Origin of the sequence: Streptomyces hawaiiensis, from assembly GCF_004803895.1 — a bacterium.
GTDB lineage: Bacteria > Actinomycetota > Actinomycetes > Streptomycetales > Streptomycetaceae > Streptomyces > Streptomyces hawaiiensis.
The window spans coordinates 2,137,699-2,164,107 of the sequence record NZ_CP021978.1; the positions used below are offsets into that span (position 1 = coordinate 2,137,699).

General features: G+C 70.9%; 26 protein-coding genes. 9 read left to right on the top strand and 17 right to left on the bottom strand.

Annotated elements, in window-relative coordinates; genetic code table 11:
- Nucleotides 1–59: 59 nt before the first annotated feature.
- The 9 genes from araD to CEB94_RS09915 form a co-directional block, all read right to left on the bottom strand.
- Nucleotides 60–1,790, bottom strand: coding sequence for an L-arabinonate dehydratase (araD, locus tag CEB94_RS09875; RefSeq protein WP_175431822.1), 1,731 nt, complete (start codon nucleotides 1,788–1,790; stop codon nucleotides 60–62).
- Nucleotides 1,787–2,698, bottom strand: coding sequence for a dihydrodipicolinate synthase family protein (locus CEB94_RS09880; protein WP_175431823.1), 912 nt, complete (start codon nucleotides 2,696–2,698; stop codon nucleotides 1,787–1,789). Before CEB94_RS09880 ends, araD begins: the two co-directional genes overlap by 4 nt.
- The gene (locus CEB94_RS09885; RefSeq protein WP_175431824.1) at nucleotides 2,695–3,354 is read right to left on the bottom strand and encodes a GntR family transcriptional regulator; all 660 of its coding nucleotides are present in this window, start codon (nucleotides 3,352–3,354) and stop codon (nucleotides 2,695–2,697) included. The genes CEB94_RS09880 and CEB94_RS09885 overlap by 4 nt, the downstream gene beginning before the upstream one ends.
- A gap of 149 nt (nucleotides 3,355–3,503) precedes the next feature.
- Complete coding sequence (locus CEB94_RS09890) at nucleotides 3,504–4,109, bottom strand: TIGR03086 family metal-binding protein (protein ID WP_175431825.1); 606 nt, start codon at nucleotides 4,107–4,109, stop codon at nucleotides 3,504–3,506.
- Nucleotides 4,110–4,342: 233 nt separating this feature from the next.
- The gene (locus CEB94_RS09895; RefSeq protein WP_175431826.1) at nucleotides 4,343–5,641 is read right to left on the bottom strand and encodes a YrhB domain-containing protein; all 1,299 of its coding nucleotides are present in this window, start codon (nucleotides 5,639–5,641) and stop codon (nucleotides 4,343–4,345) included.
- A gap of 3 nt (nucleotides 5,642–5,644) precedes the next feature.
- Nucleotides 5,645–5,962, bottom strand: coding sequence for a YrhB domain-containing protein (locus tag CEB94_RS09900; RefSeq protein ID WP_175431827.1), 318 nt, complete (start codon nucleotides 5,960–5,962; stop codon nucleotides 5,645–5,647).
- Entirely contained in the window at nucleotides 5,963–7,702 is a 1,740-nt protein-coding gene (locus CEB94_RS40340) for a putative T7SS-secreted protein (protein WP_179956570.1), read from the bottom strand. It lies immediately after the preceding gene.
- Entirely contained in the window at nucleotides 7,702–8,373 is a 672-nt protein-coding gene (locus tag CEB94_RS09910; protein WP_175431828.1) for a hypothetical protein, read from the bottom strand. The genes CEB94_RS40340 and CEB94_RS09910 overlap by 1 nt, the downstream gene beginning before the upstream one ends.
- Nucleotides 8,370–8,744, bottom strand: a complete 375-nt coding sequence (locus CEB94_RS09915) for an SseB family protein (protein ID WP_342789598.1) — start codon at nucleotides 8,742–8,744, stop codon at nucleotides 8,370–8,372. The genes CEB94_RS09910 and CEB94_RS09915 overlap by 4 nt, the downstream gene beginning before the upstream one ends.
- A gap of 504 nt (nucleotides 8,745–9,248) precedes the next feature.
- Between CEB94_RS09915 and CEB94_RS09920 the strand changes: the two genes are divergently transcribed.
- Complete coding sequence (locus tag CEB94_RS09920; protein WP_175431830.1) at nucleotides 9,249–10,487, top strand: MFS transporter; 1,239 nt, start codon at nucleotides 9,249–9,251, stop codon at nucleotides 10,485–10,487.
- Here the strand turns inward: CEB94_RS09920 and CEB94_RS09925 are convergent.
- Together CEB94_RS09925 and CEB94_RS09930 are read right to left on the bottom strand one after the other, a co-directional pair.
- The gene (locus CEB94_RS09925; RefSeq protein WP_175431831.1) at nucleotides 10,424–11,587 is read right to left on the bottom strand and encodes a hypothetical protein; all 1,164 of its coding nucleotides are present in this window, start codon (nucleotides 11,585–11,587) and stop codon (nucleotides 10,424–10,426) included. The two genes, CEB94_RS09920 and CEB94_RS09925, sit on opposite strands and share 64 nt — an antisense overlap.
- A complete protein-coding gene (locus CEB94_RS09930; RefSeq protein WP_175431832.1) occupies nucleotides 11,584–12,525 on the bottom strand; it encodes a 5-dehydro-4-deoxyglucarate dehydratase in 942 nt (313 codons plus the stop codon). The genes CEB94_RS09925 and CEB94_RS09930 overlap by 4 nt, the downstream gene beginning before the upstream one ends.
- A gap of 223 nt (nucleotides 12,526–12,748) precedes the next feature.
- Between CEB94_RS09930 and CEB94_RS09935 the strand changes: the two genes are divergently transcribed.
- From CEB94_RS09935 to CEB94_RS09970, 8 genes are all read left to right on the top strand, one after another.
- A complete protein-coding gene (locus CEB94_RS09935; RefSeq protein ID WP_175431833.1) occupies nucleotides 12,749–13,573 on the top strand; it encodes an NAD-dependent epimerase/dehydratase family protein in 825 nt (274 codons plus the stop codon).
- Nucleotides 13,574–13,885: 312 nt separating this feature from the next.
- Nucleotides 13,886–14,653 (top strand): DeoR/GlpR family DNA-binding transcription regulator, encoded by a 768-nt coding sequence (locus CEB94_RS09940; RefSeq protein WP_175431834.1) that lies wholly within the window; start codon nucleotides 13,886–13,888, stop codon nucleotides 14,651–14,653.
- 83 nt (nucleotides 14,654–14,736) lie between these two features.
- Nucleotides 14,737–16,110, top strand: a complete 1,374-nt coding sequence (locus CEB94_RS09945; RefSeq protein ID WP_175431835.1) for an ABC transporter substrate-binding protein — start codon at nucleotides 14,737–14,739, stop codon at nucleotides 16,108–16,110.
- Complete coding sequence (locus CEB94_RS09950) at nucleotides 16,107–17,048, top strand: carbohydrate ABC transporter permease (protein ID WP_175431836.1); 942 nt, start codon at nucleotides 16,107–16,109, stop codon at nucleotides 17,046–17,048. Before CEB94_RS09945 ends, CEB94_RS09950 begins: the two co-directional genes overlap by 4 nt.
- The gene (locus CEB94_RS09955) at nucleotides 17,045–17,896 is read left to right on the top strand and encodes a carbohydrate ABC transporter permease (RefSeq protein ID WP_175431837.1); all 852 of its coding nucleotides are present in this window, start codon (nucleotides 17,045–17,047) and stop codon (nucleotides 17,894–17,896) included. The genes CEB94_RS09950 and CEB94_RS09955 overlap by 4 nt, the downstream gene beginning before the upstream one ends.
- Nucleotides 17,893–18,882: a zinc-dependent alcohol dehydrogenase family protein gene (locus CEB94_RS09960; RefSeq protein ID WP_175431838.1), complete on the top strand. Its 990-nt coding sequence runs from the start codon at nucleotides 17,893–17,895 to the stop codon at nucleotides 18,880–18,882. The genes CEB94_RS09955 and CEB94_RS09960 overlap by 4 nt, the downstream gene beginning before the upstream one ends.
- Before the next feature lie 74 nt (nucleotides 18,883–18,956).
- Nucleotides 18,957–19,178: a hypothetical protein gene (locus CEB94_RS09965; protein ID WP_175431839.1), complete on the top strand. Its 222-nt coding sequence runs from the start codon at nucleotides 18,957–18,959 to the stop codon at nucleotides 19,176–19,178.
- A 64-nt stretch (nucleotides 19,179–19,242) separates the two neighbouring features.
- The gene (locus tag CEB94_RS09970; RefSeq protein WP_175436953.1) at nucleotides 19,243–20,451 is read left to right on the top strand and encodes a TerD family protein; all 1,209 of its coding nucleotides are present in this window, start codon (nucleotides 19,243–19,245) and stop codon (nucleotides 20,449–20,451) included.
- 60 nt (nucleotides 20,452–20,511) lie between these two features.
- On the opposite strand, the gene CEB94_RS09975 is transcribed toward CEB94_RS09970, so the two are convergent.
- The 6 genes from CEB94_RS09975 to CEB94_RS10000 form a co-directional block, all read right to left on the bottom strand.
- A complete protein-coding gene (locus tag CEB94_RS09975) occupies nucleotides 20,512–21,087 on the bottom strand; it encodes a TetR/AcrR family transcriptional regulator (protein WP_175431840.1) in 576 nt (191 codons plus the stop codon).
- 68 nt (nucleotides 21,088–21,155) lie between these two features.
- A complete protein-coding gene (locus CEB94_RS09980; protein ID WP_175431841.1) occupies nucleotides 21,156–22,028 on the bottom strand; it encodes a carbohydrate ABC transporter permease in 873 nt (290 codons plus the stop codon).
- The gene (locus CEB94_RS09985; protein ID WP_175431842.1) at nucleotides 22,018–23,040 is read right to left on the bottom strand and encodes a carbohydrate ABC transporter permease; all 1,023 of its coding nucleotides are present in this window, start codon (nucleotides 23,038–23,040) and stop codon (nucleotides 22,018–22,020) included. The genes CEB94_RS09980 and CEB94_RS09985 overlap by 11 nt, the downstream gene beginning before the upstream one ends.
- 1 nt (nucleotide 23,041) lies before the next feature.
- On the bottom strand, nucleotides 23,042–24,337 hold the full coding sequence (locus tag CEB94_RS09990; protein ID WP_246111762.1) for an ABC transporter substrate-binding protein: 1,296 nt from the start codon (nucleotides 24,335–24,337) through the stop codon (nucleotides 23,042–23,044).
- Nucleotides 24,338–24,633: 296 nt separating this feature from the next.
- Entirely contained in the window at nucleotides 24,634–25,671 is a 1,038-nt protein-coding gene (locus CEB94_RS09995; RefSeq protein WP_175431843.1) for a LacI family DNA-binding transcriptional regulator, read from the bottom strand.
- Nucleotides 25,672–25,975: 304 nt separating this feature from the next.
- A complete protein-coding gene (locus CEB94_RS10000; RefSeq protein WP_175431844.1) occupies nucleotides 25,976–26,380 on the bottom strand; it encodes a VOC family protein in 405 nt (134 codons plus the stop codon).
- Between the last annotated feature and the right edge of the window lie 29 nt (nucleotides 26,381–26,409).

Below are 26,409 nucleotides of genomic sequence, written 5' to 3' on the forward strand. Positions count from 1 at the left end.
AGGGTCGTGCCGGGTCGTGCTGAGCAAAGGTGGTGCGGTGGCGCGTGAGTCGTTCCTGTTCAGCCCGCGTACGGGTCCTGCACCTTGCCCGGTCGGGCCAGGAACTCGAAGTCGCAGCCGGTGTCGGCCTGCGTGATCTGCTCGTTGTAGAGCGCGCCGTAGCCGCGCTCGTACCGGACGGGCGGCGGGGTCCACTGCGCCCTGCGCCGCTCCAGTTCCTCGTCGTCGACGTGGAGATGGAGGGCGCGCGCCTCGACGTCGAGGGTGATGCTGTCGCCGGTGCGCACGAGGGCGAGCGGTCCGCCGACGTACGACTCTGGCGCGACGTGCAGCACACACGTGCCGTAACTCGTGCCGCTCATCCGGGCGTCGGAGATCCGGACCATGTCCCGGACTCCCTGCTTGAGCAGGTGGTCGGGCAGCGGCAGCATCCCGTACTCGGGCATGCCCGGGCCGCCCTTGGGGCCGGCGTTGCGCAGCACGAGCACGTGGTCGGGGGTGATGCCGAGCGCCGGGTCGTTGATGGTGCGCTGCATGGTCTTGTAGTCGTCGAAGACGACGGCGGGCCCGGTGTGCTTGAGCAGGTGCGGCTCGGCGGCGATGTGCTTGATGACCGCGCCGTCCGGGCAGAGGTTGCCGCGCAGCACGGCGACTCCGCCCTCCGGCGCGACCGGGTTGTCCCGGGTGCGGATGACGTCGTCGTTGTGGACCTGGGCGCCGGTGATCTGCTCGCGCAGGGTGTCGTACGAGACGGTCGGCCGGTCCAGGTGGAGCAGGTCCGTGATCCGGGAGAGGAACCCGGGCAGGCCGCCCGCGAAGTGGAAATCCTCCATCAGGTACGTCTGTCCGCCGGGCCGTACGTTGGCCAGCACCGGGACCGTGCGGGCGACGCGGTCGAAGTCGTCGAGGGTGAGCCGGACCCCCGCGCGGCCCGCCATGGCGATCAGGTGGATCACGGCGTTGGTGGAGCCGCCGAGTCCGAGCACGGTCGTCACGGCGTCCTGGAAGGCCTCGGCGGTGAGGATGTCGCTCAGCTTGCGGTCTTTGTCGACCAGTTCGACGATCGTCATGCCCGCCCTGGCGGCCATCCGGTCGTGCCCGGAGTCGACGGCCGGGATGCTGGAGGCACCCGGGACGGTGACGCCGAGGGCCTCGGCGGCAGCGGTCAGCGTGGAGGCCGTGCCCATCGTCATGCAGTGGCCGGGCGAGCGGGCCAGGCCGCTCTCCAGCTCCTGCATCTCGCAGTCGCCGATGACGCCGGCCCGCTTGTCGTCCCAGTACTTCCACATGTCGGTGCCGGAGCCGAGGATTTCGTTGCGCCAGTGGCCCGGCAGCATCGGCCCGGCCGGCACGAACACCGCCGGCAGATCGGCGGACGCGGCTCCCATGAGCAGCGCGGGCGTCGACTTGTCACAACCGCCCATCAGCACGGCCCCGTCGACCGGATACGACCGCAGCAGCTCCTCCGTCTCCATCGCGAGCATGTTGCGGTAGAGCATCGGGGTCGGCTTCTGGAAGGTCTCGCTGAGCGTGGAGACCGGGAACTCCAGGGGGAAACCGCCGGCCTGCCACACCCCCCGCTTCACGGCCTGGGCGCGGTCGCGCAGGTGGACGTGGCAGGGGTTGATGTCGGACCAGGTGTTGAGGATCGCGATGACCGGCTTGCCCAGGTGCTCCTCGGGCAGATAGCCGAGCTGCCGGGTGCGGGCGCGGTGGCTGAAGGTGCGCAGCCCCTCGGTGCCGTACCACTGGTGGCTCCGCAGCTCCTCGGGACGCTTCCGGCCGGTCATATCGACCACCCGGCGGCGATGGCGGCGACCTCGGCGCGTTCGCTCTCCGGCAGCGACTTGCTCGGCGGGCGGACCTCGCGGCGGCACAGCCCGAGGGAGGCGAGGGCCTCCTTGACGACGGTGACGTTGTCGGCGGAGCCGTTGGCGGCGCGCAGCTCCTCGAAGCGGCGGATCTGCTCCCAGACCTTCATCGCGGCCGGGTAGTCGCCGGAGCGCAGCGCCTCGATCATGTTCAGGGAGACGGCCGGGGCGACGTTCACCAGCCCCGAGGTGAATCCGGTGGCGCCGGCGGAGAAGTAGGAGGGGGCGTACGGCTCGGCGAGCCCCGCCACCCACACGAACCGCTCCAGACCCGCGTCCCGGGCGAACGCGGCGAATCTGGCCGCGTCGGGGACGGCGTACTTCACGCCGATGACGTTCGGGCAGGCGTCGGCGAGTTCGGCGAGCCGGGCACCGGTGAGCTGCGCGTTGCGGATGTACGGCACGACGCCCAGCTCGGGCACGGCCGCGGCGATGGCGCGGTGGTAGTCGACCCAGCCGGCCTGGGAGACGTAGGGGTGGACGGGCTGGTGGACCATCACCATGTGGGCGCCGAGCTCCCGGGCGTGCCGGGCGGAGGCGACGGCGGTGGGGATGTCGTGCCCGACGCCGACCAGGACGACGGCCCGCTCCCCGGCCTCGTCGATCGTCAGCTCCGTGACCAGGCGGCGCTCTTCGGGGGTCAGGGCGTAGAACTCGCCGGTGTTGCCGTTCGGGGTGAGGGTCGTGATGCCGCCGTCGAGCAGGCGGCGCAGCAGGGCCCGGTGGGTGTCCTGCGCGACGGAGCCGTCCTCGGCGAACGGGGTCACCGGGATCGCCACCACGTCGGCCAGGGCCGCACGCTGGGTCTCGAACGCCACGCTGCTCATTCCTGACCTTCCTGTTCCAGTCCTGCCTGGGGGAAAGCGCGCTGCACGAAGGACGCGATGTGGGCGTGCAGGGCACGCGCCGCGCCGTCGGCGTCGCCGTCGAGGGCGAGCCGCAGGATCTCCCGGTGCTCGCCGGCCTCCCGCTCCCAGGAGGGCGAGGCGGCCCAGGCGACGGCGGAGACCAGGGCGGCCTGGTCACGGACCTCGTCGAGCATCCGGCCGAGCAGCGGGTTGCCGCACGGCAGATACAGGGCGCGGTGGAACTCCCGGTTGGCGAGGGAGCGTTCGGCGGTGTCGGTGGCGGCGTCGGCCCGGGTCAGCGCCTCGCGGGCGACGTCCAGGGAGGCCCCGCGCTGCACAGCCCGCTTCAGCGCCTCGGGCTCCAGCAACAGCCGGACGTCGTAGACCTCGCGCGCCATGTCCGCGTCCACCATGCGCACGGTGACGCCCTTGTACTGGCTCATCACGACCAGCCCGGTCCCGGCGAGGGTCTTGAGCGCCTCACGCACCGGGGTCTTGGACACCCCGAACTGCGCGGCGAGCTCGGTCTCGACCAGCGCCTGCCCGGGCGTCAACTGCCCCGTGAGGATGCGGTGTTTGATCCCCTCCAGCACGTACTGCGTGCGTGAGGGGATCGGCGTGGGCACAGAGGTCATGCGCGCCTCTCGGATCTCGCGTCTCGGTGGATCGCGTATCGGATCTCGCGTATCGCGTCTCATATATGACGTACGAAGTACGACGCGATGACGGTAGGAGGGCGCGTTCGCTGCGTCAATGCTTCCGGCAAAGAAACTGCAATCGCTTTCTATGGCCTGGGCGCCCACTCCGGGTCGCGCCCGGCGAGTCCCACCGCCCGGGCCAGCAGGGATGCCTCCGGCTCGACGGTGACGACGGGCCCGAAGATCTCACCGCGGTCGGGGTCGTCGACACTCGCGGCGAGGAAGGCGTGGCAGGTCTCCAAGGCAGCCGGGTCGGGGTCGTAGCCCTGGCCGGTCGCGTGGGCCAGGTCCCAGCCGTGGATGACCAGCTCGTCGATGACGACGAGGCCCGCGATGTCACCGGGCAGGTCGACCCCGCCGGCCCGGGTCATACCGGTCCAGGCGGCCGGGTCGCGCCAGGCCTCGGCCAGTTCGGCGAGGACCTCGGGCAGCTCCTCGCGCCAGCCGGGCGTGATGTCCGGGAGCGCGGAGCCCGGGCTGGTGTCGGTGGTGGCGCCGAGGTCCTTGCGGGCGGCGTCACGGAAGGCGGCGGCCAGCCCCGCCAGGTGGCCGAGCAGGTGGCGCACCGCGTACTCGGGGCAGGGCGTCGGGCCGGCCAGCCGCTCATCGGTGACGCCGGCGACGAGCCGCGCCAGCTCCTCCGTCTGGGGGCCGAGGTCAAGGGTCGTGCCGGTCCCGGTGATGTCGGTCATGCGAGCTCCTCAGGATGTGGTCCTGGGGAGTAGACCGACGCCGGCCGCGGAACTCATCGCCCGCACTTCTGCGCCCCTCGCGTCCGATACCGCTTCACACGGGCCGGTCGGTGTGAGGGGCGTAGCGGGGCGGCTCAGCGGGCAGGATGACGCCCCGGGTGTCCTGCGCGAGACGCGGAGCGCCCGGCCATCGCGTGTCGGGTGCTCATCGGCGTCGCCTGTCCCGTCGTTCCTCAGCGGTACCGGACGACGTGCAACCGGTGGACTCCCGTCGGGTCCAGGACGGCCGGCTCGCCCGACGAACCGTCGACGAGGACCACGCCGTCCTCCAGGCGGAGCGCGTTCACCAACTGGCCGACGGCCTCGCGGCCCCGGCCGTCCGTACGGCGGGCCCAGATCAGGGCCCGGGCTGCGACCGGCAGTGCGGAAGCCGCCTCGACCGCCGCCGCCCAGTCCTGGTGCTCGGACACGGACAGCACGGGGCCGAGGTCGTCGAGTGTCGGCTCGAACCACGCGGCGCGGGCGGGCGGCGGTGGCTTCGGAAGGTCCGCCGTTCCGACGGTACCGCCCGCGTCCCAGCGGGCGAGCCAGGCCCAAGGGTCGGTGTTGGGCAGGCCGAAAGGCGCGGCCTCGTCCTTCGGGACCACGACTGTCGCGTCGAGCATGCAGTCCGGCCAGTGGCCTGCGCTCAGGAAACGGCTCGTGTTGCAGGAGAAGACCCAGCCGCGAGTGGTCTCGTCCTGCGCCGTCGGGGCGTGTAGTTCCACTTCGCCGTGGTAGGCGTCCTGGAGCCAACGGCGTGCTTTGTCGACCGCGGAGGCGAAGTCGGGTGCCGCGTGCTCCCATGGGGCGAGGCGGGGCGTGCACGCGCCCGGCAGAGCGCGGATCAGCACGAGCTCGCGGACCAGGGACGGGTCGAGGCGGGCGAGGGAGGACGTCAGCGCGTCGAGGAGAACCACCTGTCCCTTGTGGTTGTGCGCGTAGAGCAGGTTGCCGGTGGCCTCATGGCCACCGACCTCCCGGCGGACCCAGACCACGCCACGTGTGTCCGGCCCGGTCTCCGTGACCGCCCGGATCACGTCGTCCCAGCCGCCGACCTCGACCCGCGTGAACTGAGGGAAATAGCGGCGGGTCAGCCGATCCCACCAGCCGGGCGCCTCGTCCGAGGGCTGCCAGGGCAGGGGCGTGGACGGGGCGCCGTCGATCGCGGAGTGCAGAGTCACGACACATCCGCGGATGTTGATCCGACGGGCCTGCGTCGCAGCCCGGCGAGCCGCATCCTCCGGCGGCACGGGCTCCAGGTCCACGAGTGGGGCACTGGGCGCCGGGTGGAACGGGGTCCCGCCGTCCTTGGGCACGACGACCGACGCGGCCATCATCGGCGTCTCGGGAAACCCCGGCTGCGGCAACGGCCGGCAGGCCATCAGCCACGCGGCGGCCGTTTCGTGCACGGGGTGCCCGACGGCCAGCCGCACGAGGCCACCATAGGTGGCGTTCAGCCAGGCGGTTGCCCGCTGGTCGGGACTCGACATCTTCTAGTGCCCCCTCTTCGGCGGCCATCCATGAGGCCATTCGCCCGTCTCACGGAGTTCCATGTACCTATCCCCCGGAAGATTGGTCGGGGAGAAGTGCGGAGCGGTGCCGTCGTGCGGTACCACGATGAGCGACGAGAACGGAGCCTGCGTGGGGTCGCCCGTGTCGATGTGTTCCTTGAAATCGAAACGCACGGTCCAGCCGTAGGTGAACCGGACCGCTGTATCCGGCAGCATCACTACCGAATCGGGCTTCTCAGGGAAAGCCTTGGTTTTCAGGTATTCGGCGGCTGCTGCCACGGCCTCGTCACGGCTCAGCACTTAGGAGCTCCCATTACGGTAAGGAATGTGTCCGATCGATGACACGCTTTTCTCCAGGATGGCGAGGGTTCCTGACTGCCCGTCGAGGAAAACGACCCCGTGCTTGGTGTTCACGGCATTGAACACGTGGGCGCTGCCGTCGGGCCGGCTCACGTACATGGCACTCCTTGAACCTTCTCCCCGCGCCTGGAGGTCTCGGATGATGTCATCGTAGCTGTCCACCATGTCGTAGTGGCCCTTGGCCCTGTCCTTGAGGCCGAGTTGCTCCGGGGGAATGTGATCGGGCTGCGGCTTGGGCGCCGCACTCACTTCGATCCCATCCAGCCTGCGGTCCACGGAGACGACGTTGTGGCTGCAGTTGTCTCGATATCCAGGAGTGCCGGTATTGTTAATTTCTTTCAGCCATGGAAATTCGCTGTCCAAAAACTCCTGGGCCTTCTGCGGGTCCACGGAGTCGTAATGGATGGCTTTTTCCTTGACGTGGTCCGTCGACCGTGCGAGGTCGCTCCAACCTTTGGGCGCCGAGCCGGCGGCCTCGTCGGCGTATTTCGCTCCGGACGCTGCCAGATTGTCGGCGGTCCCCGCACCCTCTTTCACGGCCATGCGCAGACCCCCGCGCGCCAACCCCGCCCCCTTCGTGCCGATGAGCTCGGGTACCAGGCGGCCGATGAACTCGGACGGGTCCTTTTTGAAGCCCTCCACCGCTGCGTTCAGTGCCCGCTCGGGGTGGGCCGCGGTCGAGACCAGGCCGGAGAGCGTCAGGGAGATGTTCTGGAGGTACTCCGCCGGGTGCGTCAGGTTGTAGGGGTCGACCGGGTTCAGGCCCCGGGCGAAGCTGACCAGGCCCGCGCTGCCCTTGACGACACCGCCCACGAAATGGTTGAGCTCGACGCCGGTCGCCACGAGGCCGTCGACCACGTTGCCGGTCAGGCGGTCCAGCGGCGGCGGCTCCGCCGGGGCATGGGCGAGGGCCCTCCTGATGTCCGCCTCGGCGTCACCGGCGGCGGTGTTCCGCTGAGCGCGGGCCCGGGCCAGCTGCTCCCGCGCCTGCCGGATGGTCTCCTTGCCGGGGTCGTGGAACGGCCCGGGAGTGGGGCCGGGGTCCTGGTCCGCCCGCACCTTGGCGTTGTAGGCGTCGACCTTCTGGTTGTACTCCCCGATGGCTCTCTCGGACGCGCTCTTGCCGCGTGCGTACAGCTCGATGGCCTCCTGCGCCTGCTGCTGCGCCCACTTCACCGTGCCCGCGTAGGCGTCCAGCGCAGTGGCGGCGGTTTCGCATGCGTCGGCGGCCTGGAGCCACTTCGAGGGATGGACGCCGAACTTCTCACGGAAGGTGTCCCCGCCCTTGCCGCGCCAGGCGGAGGAGTCGACCTTCTTCATCCCCGAGCCGACCTTGTCGAAGGCGGCGGAGAAGTCCCGCAGGTGCTTGGCACTGCTCCGGATCTTCTCGGCGTTGCCGTGGATCAGCTCGTTGGCCTCCTCGGTCTGGCCGAGCTGCTGCTCTCCCGGTGTCGCCCCGAGGTCGGACGCGACTTCGTCGCCCCAATCCTCCACCGCGTCCGCGGCATCCTCCATGCCGACCCGGTCAAGGCCGTCACCGAGCCGGTCGGTGCCCCAGTCGATGCCCTCGCCGACGACCTTCTTACCGGCGTCGACACCGTCCTCGAGAACGTTCAGGCCGTGGTTGACGCCGTCCTTCAGCCTGCCCAGGCCGCTGCCGATGTCGTCGAGGACGCCCATCAGCCCTCACCCCCGCCACCCTGCATACGGGCGCGCTCCTCCGGCGAGGGGCCGAACTGCTCGTCCAGCATCCGCTCCCACGCGGCCTCCGAGACTCCCGAACGCTCGCGGATGTTCTCGGGCGCCAGCGACCCCGCGCCGGCCAGGTTCTCGGACGTCATGACGTCCCGGCCCGCGTCCCGCCAACCCTGGGCGCTGGTCTCCCAAGCCCGGTCGAAGGACTCCTTGCTGTAGTCGGCGTCCCTGATCTGGGTGACCGGGTTGTTCGACCAGACCTCGCCCCAGTCCTTGCCGGTGATCTCGTCCTCCGAGGCGTGCGGATTGCCGATCACCGAGTTGACGCCGACCTTCATCGCTCCTGCGACGTACTGGTCGGTCTCGTAGTACGTCCCGGCCGCGAGCCCCGTCTTCAGCGCGAACCCGTTGCCCTCCTGGATCAGCGAACGAACACCCCACTCCCACCGCTCACAGAAGGAGCCGAAGGCGCCGGTGAGGCCCTCCGCCCCCAGCTCCAGACCGGACAATGCGATGTCGCCGAAGCCACGGCCCGCGCCTGCCTCACCGACCATGCCGAGCTCTTTCAACTCGCCCAGCGCCGCCGTCAGTCCCTTGGCGATCTCGTCGAGACCGATCGCCGTCAGATCGTTGCCGTTGCCGCCGCCCCCCGTCATCGAGGCGTCCCTCCTTGCTGTACCTGGTCCACTGCGAACGCGTCGGGCACGATTCCGGTCACCGGCGGGAGCAGGAGCGCGTGTTCGGCACCGTCGGCCGCGTCCAGAGCCACCCCGCACGGCACACCGGCCTCCGGTACCGCCACGTCCAACAGCCTCGCCCCGAGGACCGTTTGGTACGTCCACTCCCGGTCGGCCTCGTCCCGAGCGAGCGCGTACCGGGACAGCGCCGACTCGTCGGAGAAGGCCAGGATCCAGCGGATCCCGCCGAAGTCGGCGGTGAGCCAGCCGCCGTCGTGCAGCGGCACCAGCACCGCCGTGTCCCGGAACGCCTCCAGCAGCACGGCGAACTCGCTTCGCCGGAGGGCCACTTCCTCCTCGGTGGGCTCTGACGCCTCGTTGAGCGACGGCACCTCGGCGGCCCCCGAGGCCTCAGGTGGCCTGGGAGCACCGTCCGGCTCAACCGGTCGATTCTCCTCGTCAGGACCGGACTTCTCAGGCACGGGTGGCTCGGGCCGCAAGGTCATCTCTGCGTACTCGGCAAGTCGGGAGCGCCGCATCGGCGTCTCCGATCCTCCCCCGAAATCTGTCACGACGTAACTTTTGCATGTGACGCACTAGCGCTCCTCCTCAGCCTCATGGGCCACCTCAGTCACACACAAGATCGATACGCAGCAATCACGATTCCCGGCCAGGTCAGGGCCTGAAGGAAGCAGCCTGAGTGGGTGGGGCTCCGGCCGCAGGTCCTTCGGCCCCCTTTGGCGCGCGGAACAGGCGGTCTCGTTCAAGTGGCAGAGATCCGGCGACTCCTGGACGCTCCACTAAGGAACCTGCCCGATCCACTCCCCGGGTCCTTAGCCGCACGATGGCCGGGTATGACGACCAAGACGACCCGGCCGCTCGTGCGCGTCCTGCGCGACCGCGACGCCGGGCTCTACCTCTCCGGCGTGGTGGTCTCCGGCTTCGGCACCTCGGCCCTGTGGCTGGCGTCCGGCGTGTGGGTCAAGGACCTGACCGGCTCGGACGGCCTGGCCGCGCTGTGCGTGCTCGCCATGTGGCTGCCGACCCTGGCCGGCCCGCTGCTGGGCACTCTCGCCGACCGGGTCCGCCGCAAGCCCCTGCTGATCGGCGTGAACCTGCTCCTGGCCGCCCTCCTGCTGACCCTCGTGAGCGTCGACGCCCCGGGCGGCCTGTGGCTGCTGTACGCGGTGCTGTTCGTGTACGGCGCGGCGGGCGTCGTCCATGACGCGGCCGAGTCGGCCCTCGTGGCGACCGCGGTCGACCCGTCCCTGCTGGGCGACTTCAACGGCCTGCGCATGACCGCCACCGAGGGCATGAAGCTCCTGGCCCCGCTGGCGGGCGCGGGCCTCTACGCGGCGCACGGCGGCGCGAGCGTCGCCCTCCTGGACGCGGCGACGTTCGTGCTGGCCACGGGGCTGTACGCGATGCTGCGGGTGAGGGAGGGGAAGCCCGCGCCGCCCACCGGCAGCCGCCGGCGGCGGACCACCGAAGGCGTCCGCCACCTGTGGGCGCACCCCGTGCTGCGCCCCCTGGTCCTGGCGGGCGGCGTCACGATGCTGTGCGCCGGTCTGAACGGGGCGATGGTGTACGCCGTTGTCGACGGCCTCGGGCACTCCCCCGCGTACACCGGCGTGCTGTACGCCGTGCAGGGCGCCGGTTCGGTCGCGGCCGGCCTGCTGTCCGGCTCCGCCCTGCGTCACCTGGGTGCTCGGCGCTTCGCGGCCTCCGGGATCGCCCTGCTGGCGTTCGCCGTGGCCCTGCGGGCGGTGCCGTCCGATCCGGTGGCGCTGGTGTGCGGCGCGGCGATCGGCGTGGGGCTGGCCGCGGTGCTGATCGCCGCGCTGACGTCCGTGCAGCGTGAGACGCCGGGTGCGCTGCTGGGCCGGGTCACGGCCACCGCGAACACCCTGGTGTACACACCGAACGTGGTCGGGCTGGCCGCCGGGGCGGCCCTGGTCGAGCTGGTGGGCCACCGGCTGGTGCTGGTGGCCCTGGGCGTGGCCCTGCTGGTGACGGCGGCCGCGCTGTGTCAGAGGCCGGCGAGGGCGGAGCGGACCGTCTCCAGGTCGTCGTCGGACGCCAACCCGGCGTGATACAGCCGCAGTTCGGTGGCGCCGAGCTCCCGCGCCCCGGCCGCGTCGGCGGCGAGGGTGCCGGGGCTGCCGCCCATCCCCGAGACGACGGTGAAGTTGGCCGCGATGACGGCGCCCCGGCGGTCCTGCCGCGCGAACGGCGTCAGCGTTCCGGTCCCGCCCGCGCAGGGCACGACCACACCGTCGGCGACGGACAGGATGTGCGCCGGGTCGACCCCCGGGTTGGCGCCGACGTGGTAGGACACGGGGTCCGCGTGCAGCAGCACCTGGAAGCCGTCGGGGGCGGCCGTCCGGACCGCCGCGACGGCCTGTTCCTGGAGCGTACGGGCGGTCTCGTCGCGGTACGTGCGCGTGGTGTGCGCGAGGGTCTCGCCGAGGAGCTTCTCGATGCCGGCCCAGCCCCCGTCGGAGGGCGTGCCCTGCCACACCGGCTCCAGCGCGGTCCGTACGGCGGCAGCGAGCTCGTCGGCGTCCAGGCCGTGCCGGCCGTAGCCGTCCCGGCAGGACGGGCAGAAGCACAGCGCCATCAGGTACTGCCCGGCGTCCCCGAGGCCGACACCGCCGGTCTTGTCGTGGGCGTGCAGATGCTGCAGGCCGTACCAGCCCAGGGACTCCAGCTCGGTGCCGCGCGCCCCGGGCCGGACGGCGGCCTCGGCGGCCAGGTCGGTCAGGTACGCGCGCGTGGCGGGCTGCGCGATGCACGGCGCCCAGGGGTAGCGGTCGCCGTAGGCGTTGACGACCGAGGTGTCCGGGTGCTCGGCGCCGAGGCGGGAGTTGTGCGCGAGGACGACCCAGGTGTGCACCTCGAGACCGGCCTCGGCGAGCGCGGCGGCGGCCTCACCGACGGCGTCGCCGGGGGCCCAGTCACCGGCCGGGTAAGGGCGCAGCTCCCGCCCGGTCCAGCGGTCGTCCGCCGGGTACAGCACGGCGGCGTGCTCGGCGGTGACGATGCGGTGGCGCGGGTGGCGGGGCGTGAGCGCGCGCGTGGAGTGGTAGGCGGCGGCGAGCGTCACCTGCCGCACGCCGAGCGCGGCGATCCGCGCGGCCGCCTCCGGGTCCCCGTTGACGTCCCAGGGGTAGACGAATGCCGACGCCTTCACTTGGTCTCCTCCAGCAGCGCGTAACCCCGCTCGATCAGTTCGGCGAGCTGCTTCACATGATCCCCGGCCGGTTCGTGCAGCGGGGGCCGCACCTCCCCGACGTCGAGGCCGCGCAGCCGTACACCGGCCTTGACCAGGGCGACCGCGTAGCCGCGGCCCTGGGCGCGCAGTTCGACGAACGGGCGGTAGAAACCGTCCAGCAGCTTCTCCACGGTGGCGTCGTCGCCGGTCCGCAGGGCCTGGTGGAAGGCGAGGGCGATCTCGGGCGCGAAGCAGAACACGGCGGACGAGTAGAGCGTGACACCGAGGGCGCGGTAGGCGAGCTGGGTCTGCTCGGCGGTCGGCAGGCCGTTGAAGTAGAGGAAGTCGCCCGGGACCTCGGTGCGCACAGCGCTGACGAAGCGCTGCATGAGGTCGAGGTCGCCGAGCCCGTCCTTGAGGCCGATGATCCCGTCCGTGCGGGCGAGTCCGACGACCGTCTCGGGGGTGAACACGGCGTTGTCGCGCTGGTAGACGATGACCGGCAGGGCGGTCGCGGCGGCCACCTCCCGGTAGTGCCGCAGCAGCCCCTCCTGCCCGGCGACGACGAGGTACGGCGGCATGGCGAGCAGCCCGTCCGCCCCGGTGGCCTCGGCGAGGCGGGCGTAGCGCACGGCGAGCGCGGTGCCGTACCCGGTGCCCGCGACGACCGGCACACGCCCGTCGGCGGCCTCGACGGCGGCCCGTACGCAGGCCTCGAACTCCTCGGGCGTCAGCGCGTGGAACTCGCCGGTGCCGCAGCAGGCGAACACGGCGGCGGCTCCGGCCTCCACGCCGCGCCGGACGTGCGTGCGGTAGGTGTCGAGGTCCACGGAGCCGTCGGGTCCGTAGGCGGTGACCGGGAAGAACAGCGGCCCGCTGGGGATGTCGAGTCGAGCAGCGAGAAGGGCTGACGTCACAAAGCTCTCCCGGTTCCATATTCATGATTGGCGTCTATATTTCTGAACGACTTCACGCTAAGGCGCCCCCTCGGCGCCGGTCAAGCGTGCATACCCGCGACGCACCTGCGGATTCACCCCCTCCGCGGCATACTTGACGGGCTCCGCCCCAGATCCTTAGCGTGTCCACGCATATGAATGCCGTGCGCTCATGTGCACGGTTGGCGATCAAGGAGACCCGAGGATGCCCGCTCCCCGCACCGTCCTGCTCACCGGCGCCGCCGGCGGCCTCGGCACCCTGATGCGGGACCTGCTCCCGGACTACGGCTACGACCTGCGCCTGCTGGACATGCGCCCGATCGAGGGCGTGCCCGACGCGATCACCGCCGACCTGGCCGACCGGGACGCCGTGCGCGAGGCGGTCCGGGGTGTCGACGCGATCATCCATCTCGCGGGCATCTCCCTGGAAGCCCCCTTCGAGAAGATCCTCAAGGCGAACATCGAGGGCACCTACCACCTGTACGAGGCCGCCCGCGAGGAGGGCGTCGGCCGGATCGTCTTCGCCTCCTCCAACCACGCCGTCGGCTACACCCCGCGCCCCCAGGGCGACACACCTCTCGATCCGAGCGCGCTCATCCCGATCGACACCCCCCGTCGCCCGGACACCTTCTACGGCCTGTCCAAGTGCTTCGGCGAGGACCTCGCCCAGCTCTACTGGGACAAGCACGGCCTGGAGACGGTCTCGGTGCGCATCGGTTCCTGCTTCCCCGAGCCGACCAGCGTGCGCATGCTCTCGGTGTGGATGAGCCCCGCCGACGGCGCCCGTCTCCTTCACGCGGCCCTGACCGCCGAGCACGTCGGCCACACCGTCGTCCACGGCTCCTCCGCCAACACCCGGCTGTGGTGGGACCTCGGCACCGCCCGGGCGCTCGGCTACGAGCCGCAGGACGACTCCGAGCCGTTCGCCGAGAAGCTCATCGCCGAGCAGGGCGAGCTGCAGGACGGCAACGAGGCACACGCCTACCTGGGCGGCCAGTTCGTGACGGACCCCCCGATCTGGCCGTACTGACCGGAAAGAGTCATCGCACCAGGGCGGGCGGGCACAGAACGGGCCCGCCCGCTCGGGCATTCGGGCACGGCCTGCAAGCGGCAGGCCAACGCCCTCAGGGGAGCGAGAAACCGCGCGACCAGCCACAACGCACGCGAGGACGGCCACGACCTCCCCGCGGCACCGCGCGCATCCGCAAGACCGAACGGGCACACACGGGCAGGATCACGCCCGCAACAGACCTGGCCACCGCCGAACACCCGCTGTAGAACTTCCCCCAAGGCCCGACCGAGGGCCCGAACGGGCAGCACAGCGGAAAGGCGGGTGACGGCCATGAACAGGACCGCGGAAGAACGCCAGCGCGAGATCGTGCGGGCCGCACGGCGCGACGGCTCGGTCGACGTCACGGCCCTCGCCGCCGAGCTGGACGTGGCCAAGGAGACCGTACGGCGGGATCTGCGCGTCCTGGAGGAGCACGGCCTGCTCCGCCGCACCCACGGCGGCGCCTACCCCGTGGAGAGCGCCGGCTTCGAGACGACGCTCGCCTTCCGGGCCACGAGCCACGTACCCGAGAAGCGCCGGGTCGCGGCCGCCGCGGCCGAGCTGCTCGGCGACGCCGAGACCGTCTTCGTCGACGAGGGCTACACCCCGCAGCTCATCGCCGAGGCGCTCCCCCGGGACCGGCCGCTGACCGTGGTCACCGCGTCCCTGCCGGTCGCGGGCGCCCTCGCCGAGGCCGAGCACATGTCCGTGCTGCTGCTCGGCGGCCGGGTGCGGCGCGGCACCCTCGCCACCGTCGACCACTGGACGACGAAGATGCTGTCCGGCTTCGTCGTCGACCTGGCGTTCATCGGCGCCAACGGCATCTCCCGCGAACACGGCCTCACCACCCCCGACCCGGCCGTCAGCGAGGTCAAGACACAGGCGATCCGGGCCGCCCGCCGCGTGGTCTTCGCGGGCGTGCACACCAAGTTCGGAGCCGTCAGCTTCTGCCGGTTCGCCGAGGTCGCCGCACTGGAGGCGATCGTGACGAGCACGCTGCTGCCGACCGCCGAGGCCCACCGGTACTCGCTGCTCGGACCACAGGTCATCCGCGTCTGACCCCACTCCGACCCCACGTCTCCCCAGGGCACCCGCACGGCCCTGCGGTGCCCCATATCTCCCCATACATCCAGGAGCGATCCATGCGAACCCAGAGCCGACGACGGCCACCGCGAGCCACGCTCGCCCTGGCCGCCGCAGGGACGCTGCTCGCCCCGCTGCTGTCCGGCTGCTGGGTCGGCGCGGGCGGGGCCGGATCCGGCGGCGACGCCATCAACGTCCTGATGGTCAACAACCCGCAGATGGTCGAGCTGCAGAAGCTGACCCGTGCCCACTTCACCGAGGAGACGGGCATCAAGGTCAACTTCACCGTCCTCCCCGAGAACGACGTCCGCGACAAGATCAGCCAGGACTTCGCCAACCAGGCCGGCCAGTACGACGTGGCCACGCTGTCCAACTACGAGATACCGATCTACGCCCGCAACGGCTGGCTGCGCGAGATGAACGGCTACGTCGCCAAGTACCCGGCCTATGACGAGCAGGACGTCCTGAGGCCGATGCGCCAGTCCCTCACCGCCGACGACGGCAAGCTCTACGGCCAGCCCTTCTACGGCGAGTCGTCGTTCCTGATGTACCGCAAGGACGTGTTCGAACAGCAGGGCCTGACGATGCCCGCGCACCCCACCTGGCGGCAGGTGGCGGACCTCGCGGCGCGGGCGGACGGCGCCGAGCCCGGAATGAAGGGCATCTGCCTGCGCGGCCTGCCCGGCTGGGGCGAGGTGATGGCCCCGCTCACCACGGTGGTGAACACCTTCGGCGGCACGTGGTTCGACAAGGACTGGAAGGCGCGGCTCGACTCCCCGGCCTTCGAGAAGGCGACGAAGTTCTATGTCGACCTGGTACGCGAGCACGGCGAGTCCGGCGCCGCCCAGTCCGGCTTCGCCGAGTGCCTGAACAACATGACCCAGGGCAAGGTCGCCATGTGGTACGACGCCACCTCCGCGGCCGGATCCCTGGAGGCGGCGAACTCCCCGGTCAAAGGCAAGGTCGGCTACGCCCCCGCCCCCGTCGAGAAGACCGAGTCCTCCGGCTGGCTCTACACCTGGGCCTGGGGCATCCAGAAGGCCTCCCGCAACCCGGACAACGCCTGGAAGTTCGTCTCCTGGGCGTCCGGCAAGGGCTACGAGGAACTGGTCGGGGACAAGGCCGGCTGGTCCAACGTCCCGGCCGGGAAGCGGGCCTCGACCTACGCCAACCCCGACTACCGCAAGGAGGCCGGTGCCTTCCAGGAGATGACCAAGGAGGCCATCGAGAAGGCCCGGCCGAACGATCCCGGCGTGCAGCCGCGGCCCGCGCCCGGCATCCAGTTCGTCGGCATCCCCGAGTTCACCGACCTCGGCACCAAGGTCTCCCAGGAGATCAGCGCGGCCATCGCCGGACGCCAGTCCGTCGAGTCGGCCCTGAAGAAGGCTCAGGCGCTCGCCGAGAAGATCTCCGAGGAGTACGAGGGACGATGACCGCCACGACGACGGCTCCCGTGGCCGCACCAGAGACGCGCACCCCGGTCCGCCGCCCCTCAGCCCGGCTGCGTGCCTGGGCGACCCGGGCCCCGCTGCTGCCCGCCCTGATCTTCATGATCGTCGTCACCCAGCTGCCCTTCGTGGCCACGCTGGTGATCTCCTTCTTCGACTGGAACAGCCTCTACCCCGACGCCCGGCACTTCGCGGGCCTCGACAACTACCAGGAGGTCCTCACCGATTCGGACCTGCGCCACTCGGTGTGGACGACCGTGCTGCTGACGGTGGCTGTGGTCCTGGCCAGCCTGGTCCTCGGACTGGTCCTGGCGCTGCTGCTGGACCGGAGGTTCCGCGGCCGGGGCATCGTACGGACCCTGCTGATCGCACCCTTCCTGGTGGTACCCGTCGCGGCGGCCCTGCTCTGGAAACATGTGCTCTACAACCCTGAATACGGGCTGCTCAACGGGCTGTTGCACTATGTGGGCGGACCACAGCCCGACTGGATCTCCACCACCCCGCTGCTCGCGGTCGAGGCCTCCCTCGTCTGGCAGTGGACGCCGTTCATGATGCTGATCCTGCTCGCCGGCCTGCAGAGCCGCGACCACGAGCAGATCGAGGCGGCCCGGGTCGACGGCGCGAGCGACTGGCAGATCTTCGTCCATCTGACGCTTCCGCATCTGCGCCGCTACCTCGAACTTGGCGCCCTGCTGGGCTCGATCTACATCGTCCAGAACTTCGACGCGGTCTTCACGATCACGTCCGGCGGCCTGGGCACCGCCAACCTCCCCTACACCGTCTACCAGAGCTTCTACCAGGCCCACGAGAACGGCCTCGCCTCGGCCGCGGGCGTCCTGGTCGTCATCGGCTCGATCGTCATCGCGACCTTCGCCCTGCGCGTGGTGTCGTCCCTGTTCCGCGAGGAGGTGTCCCGCGCATGAGCACGACCGCACCGCGTGCCCCCCGTGTCCGTGGCAAGGGAGCGGGCCTGGGCCTGCTGGCCTGGCTGCTCGGCATCGCGTTCTTCCTGCCCATCGCGTGGATGGCGCTGACGTCCTTCCACTCGGAGGCGGACGCGGCGACCAACCCGCCGTCCTTCGCGGCCTCGCTGACCCTGGACGGCTACCGCGAGTTCTTCGGCGCGGGCGGCGGCGCGAGTCCCTGGCCGGCCCTGGTCAACTCCCTGGTCGCGTCCGTGGCCTCGACGCTGCTGGTCCTGCTGCTGGCCTTCCCAGCCGCGTACGCGCTGTCCATCAACCGGGTCCGCAAGTGGACGGACGTGCTGTTCTTCTTCCTCTCCACGAAGATGCTGCCCGTCGTGGCCGGCCTGCTGCCGATCTACCTGTTCGCCAAGAACGCCGGGATGCTGGACAACATCTGGCTGCTGGTCATCCTCTACACCTCCATGAACCTGCCGATCGCCGTGTGGATGATGCAGTCGTTCCTCGCCGAGATCCCGGTCGCGGTGATCGAGGCGGCCCGGGTGGACGGGGCGCGGCTGCCGACGGTCCTCGCGCGCGTGGTCGCCCTGATCTCCCTCCCCGGTATCGCCGCCACCGCCCTGATCTGCTTCATCTTCAGCTGGAACGAGCTGCTGTTCGCCCGGGTGCTCACGGGTGTGGTCGCCGAGACCGCCCCCGTCTTCCTGACCGGCTTCATCACCAGCCAGGGCCTGTTCCTGGCGAAGGTGTGCGCCGCGTCGCTCGTCATCTCCCTGCCGGTGCTCGCCGCGGGGTTCGCCGCCCAGGACAAGCTGGTCCAGGGCCTGTCGTTGGGAGCCGTGAAATGAAGGCCGCCGTCATCGAGTCCGTGGGCAAGGCCGTCGTCGCCGAGGTCCCGGACCCGACGCCAGGGCCGCGCGAGGTCGTCGTCGAGGTCGCGGCCTGCGGGCTGTGCGGCACGGACCTGCACATCCTCCAGGGCGAGTTCGCCCCGAAGCTCCCGATCGTGCCCGGGCACGAGTTCGCAGGCTCGGTCGTCGGGGTCGGCACCCAGGTCACCGAGGTGGCGGTGGGTGACCGGGTCGCCGTCGACCCGTCCCTCTACTGCTACGAGTGCCGCTACTGCCGTACCGGCCACAACAACCTCTGCGCACGCTGGGCGGCGATCGGCGTGACCACGGCCGGTGGCGCGGCGCAGTACGCGGTCGCGCCGGTGGCGAACTGCGTGAAGCTCCCCGAGCACGTCCGCACCGAGGACGCGGCGCTCGTGGAGCCGTTGTCCTGCGCTGTGCGCGGCTACGACGTGCTCCGGTCCCGCCTGGGCGCGCACGTGCTGATCTACGGCTCCGGCACCATGGGCCTGATGATGCTGGAGCTGGCCAAGCGCACGGGCGCGGCGAGCGTGGACGTCGTCGACGTGAACCCGGCCCGCCTGGAGACCGCCCGCCGCCTCGGTGTCTCGGCGTCGGCGGCGAACCCCGACGAACTGGACCGTCCGCAGGGCTGGGACCTGGTCGTCGACGCCACGGGCAACGCGGCGGCCATCCAGGACGGCCTGGACCGGGTGGCGAAGGCCGGCACGTTCCTGCAGTTCGGGGTGGCCGACTACGCGACGCGGGTGACGATCGACCCCTACCGCATCTACAACCAGGAGATCACCATCACGGGTTCGATGGCGGTCCTGCACAGCTTCGAGCGGGCGGCGGAACTCTTCGCGAACGGCGTCCTGGACCCGGAGATCTTCATCAGCGACCGCATACCGCTGGAGCGCTACCCGCAGGCGCTGGAGCAGTTCGCGGCGGGGGTCGGCCGCAAGATCGTGGTCGTGCCGTAGGGCCACGGACCACCGTAGGAGGGGCGGGCGGAAATTCAGTGGGCCGCCCGCCCCCGCATCTCTACGCTCGCGGCATGCCACGACCCCACGGATTCACCTACGAGCAGCACACGGGCGGCACGGTCCGCATCAGCCACCACGGCCGCCCCGCCACCACCCTGAACGGGCCCCGGGCCACGCGGTTCCTCGCCGAGGTCGAGACCGCCGACCCACAGCTGGTCATGGCCCGCTGGACCGGCAACTACAAGCGGGGCAACGAACGCACCGCCCGCGCCCACCCCCGAAATCGCCGGTGACCCGATTGGCCCCAAGGTAAGGGAACGGCAAAACCACCTCGCTCGTTCACCCGGCATGACAGCTATGACCCCCGGCTCGAACATCCCCCTGTCCGCCGCCCGCGTGACGGTGGACGTCACCGCCCCGGTGCGGCTCGACGTATCGGGCCTGCTGCTCACCGCCGACGGCAAGGTGCGCTCCGACGACGACTTCATCTTCTACAACCAGCCGTCGGGCCCGGGCGTGACGTACCGCTCGGGCGGCGGTGGTGCGCCCGACGCGATCGTGGTCGACACGACGGCCGTGCCCCCCGGCATCGAGAAGATCGTCGTCACGGCGAGCCCGGACGCCGCGGGCCAGACCTTCCAGGGCATCGAGCCGACGGCCACCATCCGCAACGCCGACGACAGCTCCGTCCTGGCCACGTTCACGCCTCCGCAGCTCGGCAGCGAGACGGCCCTGGTCATTGTGGAGGTCTACCAGCGAGGCGGCCAGTGGAAGGCCCGCGCCGTCGGCCAGGGATACGCCAACGGCCTCGCGGGCATCGCCACGGACTTCGGAGTCACGGTGGAGGAACCGGCCGCCCAGCCGGTGACCCCGCCCCAGCCGGTCACCCCGCCGCCGGCCCCGGTGCAGCCGCCGGCCCCGCCCGTCAGCGCCCCCGCCGCGCCCCCGGCCGCCCCGGCCACGCCTCCTCCGCCCGCCCCGGGCGCCGGGAAGATCAACCTCGACAAGGGCCGCGTCAGCCTCCAGAAGAACCAGACCGTCTCCCTGATCAAGGGCGGCCGCCCCCTGCTCTCCTCGGTGAAGATGGGCCTCGGCTGGGAGCCGGCCTACCGCGGCAAGGACATCGACCTGGACGCCTCGGTCATCGCCTACGGGCCGCAGCGCAACCACATCGACAGCTGCTACTTCGGCAAGCTCCAGATCGTGGGCGGCGCCATCCGGCACTCCGGCGACAACCTCACGGGCGAGGGCGGAGGCGACGACGAGGTCATCACCGTCGACCTCGGCCGCCTGCCCCAGGAGGTCACCGGCCTGGTCTTCACGGTCAACTCCTTCTCCGGCCAGAAGTTCACGGAGGTCGCCAAGGCCTACTGCCGCCTCCTGGACGGCGCGACCGGCGAGGAACTGGTCCGCTTCGACCTCACCAGCGCCGAGGCGCAGACCGGCGTGATGATGGCCAAGCTGATCCGCCAGTTCTCCGGCGAGTGGGACATGACGGCCATGGGCGACTTCGTGAAGTCCCGCACGGTGAGGGGAATGGTGAAGCCGGCGGCACAGTCCCTGTAACCCGACCGAACCGGCCTCCGGGGACGCCCCCTCACCCAGGGGGCGTCCGGGCTCACCGGGTCAGCGGCGCCCCACCACCAGCCCCTCCATCAGCAGCGTCAGATACCGCCGGATGTGCCGGCCCTCCCCGTCCGCCAGTTCCGACGCCGTCGCCACCCCGTGCGCCAGCCGCAGCACGTCGACCGGGTCGACGTCCCGCCGCAGCGTGCCCTCCTCCTGCGCCGCCCGGACCAGCCGCCCGGCCGCGGCCTTGACCGAGTCGCCGCAGGCCGTGTTCACGAGGGAGCCGGAGTCCGTGACGGCCGGGCCCAGCAGCGCCTTCAGCCCCCGTATCCGGGTCAGCCCGGCACCCAGTTCGTACAGCCACTCCCCCAGCGCCTCGCCCGGCGGCAGTTCGGCCGCGAGCACATCGGCCCGGGCCGCTATCGCCTCGACGCGGTCCAGATACGCGGCCTCCAGCAGCGCCCGCCGGGTCGGGAAGTGCCGGTACAGCGTGCCGGAGCCGACCCCGGCACGCTTGGCGATGTCGTCGAGCGACGCGCCTTCCCCATGCTCGGCGAAGGCCTCCACGGCGACCGTCAGCAACCGCTCGTAGTTGCGCCGGGCATCCGCCCGCATAGGCCGGACCTGCGCCACGCGACCACTCCTCACGAACCGGGGACTCTCTCCGCACCTTACCGAGACGGCAGACCCCGGGCCCGGCCCTACATCTTCATCGCCCCCGCCGCCAGGTCCCGCAGGAAGTGCCGCGCCCCGAACAGGAACACCACGATCAGCGGGATGACGCTCATCAGCGCTCCTGCCATCACCAGGGCGTAGTCCGCGTTGTAGAGGACATTGAGGTTCGCCAGCGCCACCTGCAAGGTCACCTTCTCCGGGTCGATCATCACGACCAGGGGCCAGATGTAGTCGTTCCAGAGGCCGATGAACGTGAAGATGCCGAGGAAGGCCAGGGCCGGGCGGAAGAGGGGCAGGGCGACCTGCCAGTAGAGGCGGAAGAAGCCGGCGCCGTCGATCCGCCCGGCGTCCAGCAGTTCGTCGGGCAGGGAGTTCTGGGCGTACTGGCGCATCCAGAAGATGCCGAAGGCGTTGGCCGCGCCGGGAATGATCAGCGCTTTCAGTGAACCGGCCCAGCCGAACTCGGCGATGGTGACGAACTGCGGCACCAGGGACAGCTGGGCGGGGATCATGTACGTGACCAGCAGCATGCCGAAGAGGAACTTCTTCGCCGGGAACTCGTACTTGGCGAAGGCGAACGCCGCCAGTGAGTCGAAGAACAGCACGAGCGCGGTGCCGACCACGGACACCACGACCGTGTTGAACAGCGAGCCGAAGAAGTCGATCGTGTCGAGCACCCGCCCCATGTTGTCCAGCAGGTGCGGGCCCGGCACCAGCTCGGGCGGGTAGCTGTAGATGTCCTGGGTCGTGCCGGAGGCCATCACCACCAGCCAGTAGAAGGGGAACAGCGAGATCAGCACACCGAGCAGCAGCACCGCCCGGACACAGATCCGGGAGAGCCTGCCGCCGGAGCCGATCGCCAGCCCGGCGGTGCCGGTCGTCCTGTGGTCAGCGGCCATCGCGAGCCCCCTTGCGGCGCAGCAGTCCGGCGATGCCGGGCCGGCGGTCGTCGCGGTCGGAGCCGGACACCAGCCGCCAGTTGATGATCGTGAACACCGCGATGATGGCGAAGAGCAGCCAGCCCATGGCGGCGCCGTAGCCGAACTGGTGCTCCTTGAAGGCCTTCTGCCACAGATAGAGCACGATGGTCATCCCTTCCTGACCGGGGCCGCCGGTGGTGCCGACGTCGGTCGACTGGAAGAGCACCTGGGACTCGGTGAAGATCTGCAGGCCGTTGATGGTGGAGGTGACGGCTGCGAAGAGGACCACCGGACGCAACTGCGGCACCACGACGCGGAACAGGGTCTGCCGGCTGTTCGCGCCGTCGACGCGCGCGGCCTCGAAGTGCTCGGTGGGGATGGCCTGGATGCCCGCGAGGAAGATCAGCGCGTTGTAGCCGACCCACCGCCAGATGATCATGACGGACACGGACGACTTGATGCCCCACTCGGAGGACAGCCAGCCGATCCCGTCCAGACCGACGGCCCTGAGCAGCGCGTTGGCCAGGCCGGCCTGGGCGAAGACCGAGCCGAAGACGATGGTCATGGCGACCATCGAGGTGACGTTGGGGATGAAGTACGCCACCCGGTAGGCGCCGGCGAAGCGGACCTGGGAGTGCAGCAGGAACGCCAGCACGAGTGCCAGGAAGAGCATCGGAACGGTCGACAGGAACCAGATCTCGAAGGTGTTGAGCACCGCGTGCCAGAACACCGTGTCCTGGAGCAGCCAGCCGTACTGCTTGAGCCCGACGAACCGCATGTCCCCGATGCCGTCCCAGTCCTGGAAGGACAGGTACATGGAGAAAACCACCGGGAAGGCGCCGAACACGGCGAACAGCACGTAGAACGGGGAGATGGCGAGCAGCGGCGGGAGGAACCGCCGGCGTCCGCCGGGAGGGGCGGACTCGCTACGGCGGACAGGGCGCCGCTCGTCGGCCGCCGACGCCCCGGCCGGATCGAGAACCGTGGCCATGTCAGCTCACCCCCAGCCGGGTCAGCGCGGTCCCGGCAGTGTTCACGGCGTCCCGCCAGGCCCGCTCGGGGTTCTTGCCGAGCGTCTCCACGTTGGTCAGCTCCTGGAAGAACGGGGTGTTGGCGGTCTCCTCGTAGGGGCTGAAGTAGACGACCGGGGCCTTCCGGGCGGCCGGGCCGAAGACGTCGATGGGCTGCTGACCGCCGAAGAAGGGGTCGGGCTTGTGCATCGCCGGGTCGGCGTAGGAGGCCGGAGTGGTGGGGAACAGGGCCATCTCCTGGTAGCTCTCGAGCTGGTTCGCCGGACTGAGCAGCCACTTCAGGAAGGCGAAGGCGGCCTCCGGTTCCCGGCAGTAGCGGGTCAACGTCACATAGGAGCCGCCGTAGTTGCAGGGGCCGTCCGGCAGGGTGGTCAGTCGCCAGGACCCGGAGGTCTTCGGCGCGGTGTCCTTCAGGCTGTTGATGGCCCACACCGCCGTGGTCATGGTGGCGACGCGGCCGCCGCTCATGGCCGCGTTGAAGTCGGGCGTGCCGTCCGTGATCCTGGCGCTGAGGCCCTGGCGGAGGATGTCCACGGACAGGTCCCAGGCGCGCCGGATGTGCTCCTGGTCGCCGATGAAGCGGTTGTCCGCGTCCACGAACTGCTTAGGGCTCTGCAGCAGCACCTGCTGGAAGACGTTGCCGATGTTGCTCACGAGGTAGGGCGTGCCGGGCACCTTTCGCCGCAGCGTCCGTCCGGCGGCGATGAAGTCCTCCCACGAGGAGAGCTCTTCGGCGACGTCCACCGGCTCGTGGGGCAGTCCGGCCTGGTCGAAGAGGTCGCGGCGGTAGTAGAGCGCGGTGGGGCCGGCGTCGAGGGGGAAGCCGATCATCCGGCCCGTCGGGGTGAAGCAGGCCTTCCACTTCCAGTCGAGGTACTGGTCGCGGACGGATTGAGCACCGAGCGTGCGCAGGTCGAGGAACTCGTCCTCGTCGGGGAAGAACGTGGCGAGGTTGTCGTTGTTGACGACCGTCAGGTCCGGCACGTAGGCGCGGGCGGCGAGGCTGGTGCGCACCTTGGAGTCGATGTCGCCGTCCGGGACCTGGGAGCCCTTCACCTTCAGCCCCGGGACGCCGGGGACCCCGCGGGCGGCGGTGGCGAGGAGTCTGTCGCTGAGCGAGCCCTTCCAGTACCAGAGGCTGAGGTGGCCGGAGCCGGCCGAGGCCGATCCCTCGGCGGTCCCGCACCCCGAGAGCGTCAGCAGGCCGGCGCCCGCGCCGCCCAGGGAGGCCCCCAGAAAGCGTCTGCGGGACATCATTCGGTGTTCCATGGGCGCGCACTCGCTTTCCGGGCGTGCCGCGGCCGGGGCACAGCGCTGCCGCGGGCCCGTTCTCACGGGGGATGGGGGGAGGCTTCCTGGATGCGGAAGTGGAAGACAACGATGTCGGCGTGCAGTGGGTGTGGGGCCGCCGGGTCTCGCGGTGGGGGTCCGTGAGCGTCCGTGAACGTTCACGTGAGCGTTGCCGTCGAGTATCGGGGCGCCCGAAATCCGGTGTCAAGGGAACGGCGGCGCTGATCTACCGAGGCGCCGGGCGGACGGGCGGCGAGGGAACGTCAGGCGGAATCGCGCACCACGAGTTCGGGCGTCACCCACGCCTCCGCGCCCCGCAACGGCTCCTCACCCGCGCGCAGCCGGGCCACCTGCTCCACGGCCAGCCGTCCCAGCTGCCGCTTGTCGATGTGCAGGGTGGTCAGGGCGGGTTCGACCAGCTCGCCCAGGGAGAGGCCGTCGAAGCCGAGCACGGCCAGGTCGTCCGGAATGCTCCGGCCGCGGCGGCGGGCGGTGCGCATCGCCCCGACCGCGATCAGGTCGTTGAAGCCGAAGACCGCGGTGATCTCGGGCCGCGCGGTCAGCAGCCGGTCCATGCCGGCCTCGCCGCCCGCCACGCTGTGCTCGGGGCACACCACGACCCACCGCTCGTCGACCGGCAGGCCCAGCCGTCGTACCTGCTCCAGGAAGGCCTGCCGGCGAGGGCCGGGGCCGTGCACGCCGTCCAGCATGCCGATCCTGCGGTGCCCCGCGCGGAACAGATGGTTCATGCCCTGCTCGACACCGGTGGCGGCGTCGATGCCCACGGCTGCGAACCGGGTCTGCTGCGGGCCGCGCTCCAGCAGCACCAGCGGTACGCCTCCGAGGTGCCGGGTGAGCACGTCGTCCGGGTCCTTGAAGTAGCCCACGACCGCGTCCGCCTGGTGGGAGAGCACGTCGAGCGCCTCACGCTCCCTGGCCTCGTCGATCCGGGAGTCCCACACCACGACCTGCCAGCCGCGCTGCTCGGCGGCTTCCAGCACCCCGGCGGCCACCTCCGGGAAGTACGGGTTCCGCAGGTCGGGGATGACCAGGCCCGCGGTGACGGCCCCCTTCTGGACGAGTCCGCGCGCGAACCGGCTCGGCCGGTAGTCCAGGAGCCGCGCCGCCTCCAGGACCCGTTCCTTGGTGCCGGGGTCGATCTCACCCTTGTCGTTGACCGCCCGGGAGACCGTCTGGCGTGACACCCCGGCCAGCCGTGCGACGTCGTGGATCGTGGCCCGGCGCCGGGCACCGCCGGGCCGCTCGGCACTCGGCTCCGCACGCTGATTGTCCGTCCACACGGTCAGCACTGTATCCGGCGCCGGAGCCTGCCCGGCAGGGGAAGCCGGACGAACGCCCTCCGGATGCCCCCCGGTACAGACGCACCCGCCGCTCCGCACCCGCGCACGGCGAGAAGGGGACGTGTCGGGGGGTGTCCGCCCGCAGCGGTTGGCGCGTCAACGCCAGTCAGTCGGTAAGTGGGTCCATCGCGCCGTTCCGAGGACGGACACCCCCCTGCGCGGCCTCGACCCACCACCCGGCGTCAGGCGCCCCAGACGCCGCCGCAGCCGGCCGATCACCCCGCCCCGGCACCCACCACCCCCGTCAGTCGCCGAGCTCGGTGAACAGCGTCAGCTGGAGGGCGCCCGGGCCTTCGAGCCGGGAGTTCAGGGAGTTCCAGGGGGTGCGTGTCGGCTCGGCGACGACCTCGGCTCCCGCGGCGGCCAGCTTCGCCGTCGTGGCGACGGAGTCGTCCACCTGGAAGGCGACCCGGATGGGCCCGGCCACCCGCCGCCCCACCTCGACCTCGTCGATGAACGCGGCGTGGTTCGGGTCGGTCAGCTCCAGGGTGGCCCGCCCGGCGTCGAGGATCGTGACCCGCCCGTCCTCCGAGGCGAACGCGGCCTGCTCGGTCAGCCCGAGCACGTCCCGGTAGAAGTGCAGCGCGGCGTCGTAGTCCTCGGCGGTCACGACCAGACGGAGTTCGCGAACGGCTGGCTCGTCGGACATGGCGGCTCCTCCAGGTCATCGGCTGACCG